We start from the raw sequence: 6,682 nt of genomic DNA, 5'->3' as shown, positions 1-6,682 counted from the left end.
ATGGGGATGGGCGAGTCTTTCCAGTTCCAGAAGCGGGTGAGGTCGATCTTCTCGGCCGCGTTGGAGCGCCCGAGGACGGCTTCCGCGAACACGCCTTTGCTCGGTATCCCGACAGTTGTCTCCAGGGTTTCGGGGTTTTTCTCGCTGTTCTTGGCGGTCCAGGTGTCGCGTTCGGCTTCGGTGGCGAAGTTCCAGCGGAACGCGACGTAGTTCGCGGTGACCGCGACCGGGGTCGGGTCGAGACRCAGGCCCAGCGGAACCGTGTCGGTCTGTCCGGGCGGGGCGAAGTAGTGGTTCGCCAGGATCCGGCTCAGCATCAGCTCGTCGGCGCCTGCCCACACCGCCTGGCTGTAGTGACGCCGGTTGTCGTTCAGATGATCCAGAAGGTCCTGGGGCGCCGCGTCACCCCGTACGTGGAAGCCGAGGGAAGCCAGGTAGGTCCGCCCCTCGACCGTTCGGACGGTCGAACCGTGCAGGCCGCAGAGAGCGGCGCCGCCGGTGTCCTCCGTCGTGTCGGGTGGAGTGGAGCCGGCCGCGGCGGGTCCGAAGTTCACCGGGCCCGACTGCATCGTCAGCCGTAGTCCAGACAGGCTGCCTTCCGCCGCGGCACCCGTCCAGTAGTCGACGGACAGCAGTTTGTCGCCGCCGGTGAAATTGAATGCGGCGTGCTGGAGGCCGGGCCCGACGTCACCGTGTGAATAGGTCTGGTTCGGTCCCGGTAGGACGAAGTTGACGCCGCGGATCCCGGCGTCGTCCCACCAGACGTCGATCTTCGTGGCCCATCCGGACTCGGCTGGCGGCGGATGGTCGAACGAGACGGGCGTCTCACGACTTGCGATCTGTACCGGAGTGCCGTTGACGTCCAGCAGCCACAACTCGCGGCCGTCGAACGAGCCGACCTTCGAGTAGGGGATGTTGCCGGTGCGGGTCGCTAGCTCCCACGTCGTCGACCCGCTCGGGACCGAATACACCTTGTTGTCACGGGTGACACCCCACACCGAGCCGTCTGACGCCCCGAGTATCTGGACGATGCCGGGAGAGCTCCGTTCCACCCAGTTGGTGTCGCGGCGTTCCCAGGTCTTACCCTGCCGGCAGTACCAGATCTGGCCGCCCTTGACGACGCCGATGTCGTCAGCCAGGACACCGAGATTCTTCCACGTGGCGCCGGCCATCTCCCATATGTGACTGCCCAAACCGACGTGGTACAAGGACCCGTCGACGCCGCCGACGATGTTCAAGCCGCTACCTTTGAATCGACTCCACGTCGGAGCGAGGTACTGCATGATTTCTCTTCCCGGGCCGATTCCGTAAACCGCCCCACTGCTGACGGCGATTTTCCTGAGAGTGCCGGCCGGGAGGCCGCTGGTCGGCAGCGCGTTCCACTGTCGAGTCGCCGGGTCGAAACGCACCGGAACTCCGTCGCTCCGGACGCCGTAGACGCCTTGACTCGATCCGGACAGGTCGAGCAGATTGACCCGGTCGTAGCGCACGGGCCCGTTCGCCGCGACAGCGGCGCCGCCTTCAAGCCGGCGCACCGCGGTCTTGAACGGGTCGGTACCGCGGATCCGTCCGGCCCAGGCCGGTGGCGCTGCGTCGGCGAGTACTGCGCTGAAACGCTTCAGGTTGCCCGGCGTGAAGTACAGGTCCTCGAGCGGCAGGAACAGGCAGCGTTCGACGGTCTTGGTGCGGGTGCGGACTTTGTAGACCTGGATGACTTCGTAGTACTGCATTGACAGGGCGTGCATGTGGTTGTAGTTGGTGACGACCCGGGTGGTGACCTGCTCGTTCTCGCTCTGGGAGGTTTCGCGGACCACTGTCATGTGCCGGCTGCGGGCGGCGGTCGCGAGCTGGCCGGTCTTGGCGTTGATTCGTTGGGCGGTCTRGGCCGCGACCGCCCGCGTCCCGGAGGTTCGCGCGACGGAGGTCGCCAGGCCCCGGTTGGCGGACTTGCTCCACGAGCCGCCGAGGTTCAGGCCGAACAGGGCGATGCCGCCGCTGACGCCGGAGCTCTCCGACGAGCTCGCGGCAAACGTGTTCGAGGAGCCGTGCTGCTCCTCGAAAGCGATGGAGTTGGCGAGTTCGCTGATGGAACRGTCCTGGACGGTGGTGCTGGTCAGCACGTCGCCTTCGGTCGTTTTCTCGTCGCCGGTCCCGCGGGTGCGCCGTTCCCAGTCGATGACCGCGACCTTGGTGCACTCCCCAGGGGCCAGCGTCAGGCTGTGCAGCAACCGACCCAGGGTCACGCCCTGGGCCGTCCAAGACTGCTCGGTAGTGATTATCACGCCTTCGGCGGGGCAATCATAGGACGGCAGGTCCGCTAAGCCGAGATTGATTGTCCCTTTCAGCTGACGGGACGCCGTAGCGCCGGGGATGTCAGTCAGCAACACCGTCTGGTATTGAACGGACTCCTCAGGGTGGTCGTCGGTCGTCGGAAGAAGATCCTTTGGGATTGGCCCGTCCAAACCTCTGGCATCGACGGCACCGTTCTTGGGAACGGTCGCCGAACTGCCCGTTTCCGCCGTCACGGATAGTCCCCTCCGTAGTACGTGTTCAGCCAACTCGTGGTACCCATGTGCGCTCCCGAAGTCGGCAGTACCAGCAGCATCCGGAGAATTGTGGCCGCCGCGTCACGTCGTGCCACGTCAGCGAATACTTCCCGGACTCGCTGGCCTGCCTCAAGTAGGCAGGACCATACGAAGGGAACGTGCCCTGCGACGACCGATACACCGCACGCCGTCATGCCCGGCCGTCCACCCCACACCGAACGATGCCATTCCCGGCCGTCGCGACACTATTCGGTGTCTTCCTCGACGTCGGTGTCTTCCTCGGAGTCCCCCTCCTCGTCCTCGGTGTCGCCGTTGGCTTGGTTGAGGAGTCCGCCGAGCCCGCTCAGGCTGCCGGCGGCGGTGCTGGCGCCGCCGGTAGCGGCACCGGCGGCCAATTTGCCTGCCACTTCGGCGGCTTTGAGGCCGAGTTCGGCCATTTTCTGGGCGTGTTCGGCGGCGATCTTCATCGCGGCGGTGGCGTTCTTGGCGGCGGCCTGGTCGTTGCCGGCGGCGTGTTCGAGCCCCTTGGCGAGCAGSGTGCTSRYGTCGGCGAGGCCGCTCATGTCGCGGAAGAGGTTCGCGGTTGCCAGGGCCTGGAGGGTGGCCTGCATGCCGGTGGGGTCGGGCAGGTTCTGGACCTGTTGGAACCTGGCCTCGCTGGCCGCGAGGGGATTGACCTTGACATCGACGTCGGTGTTGCGGGTYCCGGTGGCGACRGGSTTGATGTCTGGCGGCAGGATGGGGATGGGCGAGTCTTTCCAGTTCCAGAAGCGGGTGAGGTCGATCTTCTCGGCCGCGTTGGAGCGCCCGAGGACGGCTTCCGCGAACACGCCGTTGGTGGGCACACCGATGGCGGTCTCGAGTGACGTCGGGTTTTTCTCGCTGTTCTTGGCGGTCCAGGTGTCGCGTTCGGCTTCGGTGGCGAAGTTCCAGCGGAACGCGACGTAGTTCGCGGTGACGGCGACCGGAGTCGGGTCGAGGCGGACACCGAGCGGGACGCTGTCGGTCTCTCCGGGCGGGGCGTAGTGGTAGTTCGCCAGCACCCGGCTCATCGTCAACTCGTCGGCGTTGGCCCACACCGCCTGGCTGTAGTGACGCCGGTTGTCGTTCAGATGATTCACGATCTCCTGGTGCGCCACGCCCTGCTGGACGGTGCTGACTCGCACGAGGTGAACCGGAACGTTCTTGGTGTCCAACAGCCAGAGGTCCGCGTCGTCGACCGGGGCGACCATCGAGCAGCCCGGCACCTGGCCGAGGTCCGGAGTCGACCAGGACCTCGCTCCCGGTGCTACCTGGCGTAGCTCGCCGGCGGCGGTGACGCCCCAGATCGAGCCGTCCGGAGAGGCGCCCATCCGGGTGATGCCTGGGGAGCCCCGCAGCGTCGACTCGGTACCGTCGAACTCCCACGTCTYACCGTCCGAGCAGTGCCAGGCCCGGTCTCGACTCACGACGGCAATGTCGTCGGCTGGCCCCCCGCCGGTGTCCACCCATTTCCCGCCGTCCTCCGTCGAATAGGCGGAGATCTTCTTGTCGAGTCCGACACGAAAGAGGGACTCCGTAATCGGCTTGCTCGTGTCGGCCCCCACGGCGAGCGCCAGGCCTTTCCCGAAGGACGAAAGATAGTTCCACGTCTGGTCGGCGCTGTTTGTGACGAGGAGCGCGATCTTGTTCTCGGTGTCGACGCCGAATACTCCTGCCTGGTAGACGGTGAGCTTTTTGAGGCCGCCGGTCGGCAGACCGGTCGTGGGCAACGGGTTCCACTTCGCGGTCGCCGCGTCGAATCGCATGGGAACCCCGTCGGTCCGGACTCCGCAGACCCCTCCTGCTTTCGAGGCCGAGAGGTGACTCAACTTGACGCTGTCGTAGCGAGTAGGGCGCCACGCGACGCTGAACGGGTCGACGGCGCGGATACGGCTGGSCCACTCGGGTGGCGCCGCAGCAGCGAGAATGGCCCCGAATCGTTTCAGCGTGTCAAGGGTGAAGGTCAACTCCTCGAAAGGGAGAAACAGGCAGCGTTCGACGGTCTTGGTCCGGGTGCGGACTTTGTAGACCTGGATGACTTCGTAGTACTGCATCGACAGGGCGTGCATGTGGTTGTAGTTGGTGACGACCCGGGTGGTGACCTGCTCGTTCTCGCTCTGGGACGTCTCGMGCACCACCGTCATGTGCCGGCTGCGCGCCGCGGTCGCCAGCTGCCCGGTCCGGTCGCTGATCCGCTGAGCCGCCTGGGCCGCGACCGCCCGCGTCCCGGTGCTGCGCGCTACCGACGTCGCCACGCCGGCGTTCGACGACCTGCTTCCTGAGCCACCGAGGTTCAAGCCGAACAGGGCGATACCTCCGCCGCCGCCGGAACTCTCGGAGGCACCCGCCTGGAAGGTGTCCGAGAAGCCGTGCTGTTCCTCGCGGGCAACGGAATTGGCCAGTTCGCTGATCGAACGGTCCTGGTYGGTGGTACTGGTCAGCGCGTCGCGCTCGCTCGTTTTTTCTTCGCCGGTCCCGCGGGTGCGCCGTTCCCAGTCGATCACCGCGACCTTGGTGCATTCCCCAGGGGCCAGGGTCAGGCTGTGCAACAACCGACCCAGCGTGACTCCGTCGGCCGTCCAGGACTGCTCGGTGGTGACAATCATGCCCTCTGCCGGTCGGTCGTACACCGCCAGGTCGACTTCGTCGAGATCGATTGCTTCGGTTAGTTCCCGCGGGGCCTTGGCGCCAGGGATGTCGGTCAGGACCACCGTCTGGTACTGGACGGATTCCTCTGGATAGTCGTCGGTCGTGGGGAGGAGGTCGAGCGGGGTGGGCCCGTCCAAGCCTTTGGTGCCAGCCGAGCCGTTCGCACTGATGGTTACCGAGCTGCCCGTTTCAGGCATCGTGAATGATCCCTCCGTAGCGCGCTTTTCAGCCGTCCGGCGAGATCTCCGATCTCCTCGGACGCTGGCGTGAACAAACCCCCGACTCCCAGCCGGAGGACCCTTGCCCCTTCGGCGGGGAGCCGGCGAATGCCGGTACCAAGAATTGGTCGGGGCGTTCACCCAGGATCGCCCAGGCGTGTATCTCCCCGCCGCGGGAACATTGCCTCAGCGAGGAGGACCAGACAATGATCCGCTCGGGTGGGTAGGTCATGACCCGTCGCCGAAACAAGCGAGAAGGCTGGACGACAAATACGTGCCCTGATCCGAAAGAACGGTTAGACGAACTGTCTGAAATGAGATGGTAACAAGCGTTAAAGGTGATAATTGTCATACTTGGCTGGAATATCTCATTTAGGGCGGCCCGTAATTTGATCTCGCCTTCCTTACGCCGAGTTATCCACCCAGCTCGCAGACGACAGGAGGTCCGTGGTTGATGCAGATCGAGAATCTGCAAGACGCCAGCCGACAAGACGGTTATCCTCCGCGCACTCTTCGTGTCGGACGTCGGTCGGGAGTCCACTGCTGCACCCCTGGCGGTTTACATGTCGACCATGGGATGACCGTCAGATTTACGGAAAAGTCGAGCCTCGGCCGCAGAGCCAAGGGTTCTTTTGGATATTTCTCGAAGAATACACCGAGACTAGTTCGAACTAGCTATAAGTAGCAAACCGGCGCTCTAAATGACTAGGGTTGTTTCGTAAAAGTTGGCTTCAAGATCATTAGTAGCGGGTGGAACGGAGCCTGGGGGACGACGTGCCGCGTGCCGTCAACACCGCCGCGCTGCTGCGGCAGAGCTACGCCGATGGTTGTCGTCGAGTTTGGGGACCTGGGAGGCGACGACGGTCAGCAGGGTCGCGACCATGAGCGGCACCATCTTCGTCCCGGCCGCTGCTGACACGGTTCGTCCGCTGAACACGATGACGAGTCGATACAGGGGCAGCGCAGGACCAGCAGCACCCCGAATCGTAGTGCCTGGTCGTCGGGCAGGAACGGGAACATCGCCACGACGACGAGCGGGGACGACACCGAAGTCGACCGTGAGTGCGGCGCCGAGGAACTGGCCGGCGCGCAGCGAGCGGACCAGGTCGGCGGCGGGGACCTGCAAGAAGGTCACAAACAACAGCGCGCCGAGGACCTGGTTGATGGCATGCGCGAGGCCGGGTCTTGCATCCGGTAGCCGAGTACAGACTTGCCGTCGGCTCAGTGGCGCCGGCACGCGGCGTCACC

General features: G+C 65.0%; 3 protein-coding genes. All 3 read right to left on the bottom strand.

The features are described 5' to 3' along the window. Positions 1-2,243, bottom strand: a 2,243-nt coding sequence (locus BL253_RS04950; protein WP_096335916.1) for a hypothetical protein, incomplete at its 3' end; no start/stop codon positions are given. 548 nt (positions 2,244-2,791) lie between these two features. Then, the gene (locus BL253_RS04940; protein ID WP_076813947.1) at positions 2,792-5,413 is read right to left on the bottom strand and encodes a hypothetical protein; all 2,622 of its coding nucleotides are present in this window, start codon (positions 5,411-5,413) and stop codon (positions 2,792-2,794) included. A gap of 808 nt (positions 5,414-6,221) precedes the next feature. Further along, on the bottom strand, positions 6,222-6,671 hold the full coding sequence (locus tag BL253_RS04935; protein WP_241834536.1) for a hypothetical protein: 450 nt from the start codon (positions 6,669-6,671) through the stop codon (positions 6,222-6,224). Positions 6,672-6,682 lie beyond the last annotated feature (11 nt).

This window comes from Pseudofrankia asymbiotica, from assembly GCF_001983105.1.
In the GTDB taxonomy this organism is placed as follows: Bacteria; Actinomycetota; Actinomycetes; order Frankiales; family Frankiaceae; genus Pseudofrankia; species Pseudofrankia asymbiotica.
Note: the sequence above shows the minus strand (reverse complement) of the source record. Positions and strands in the feature narration are given on the sequence as shown.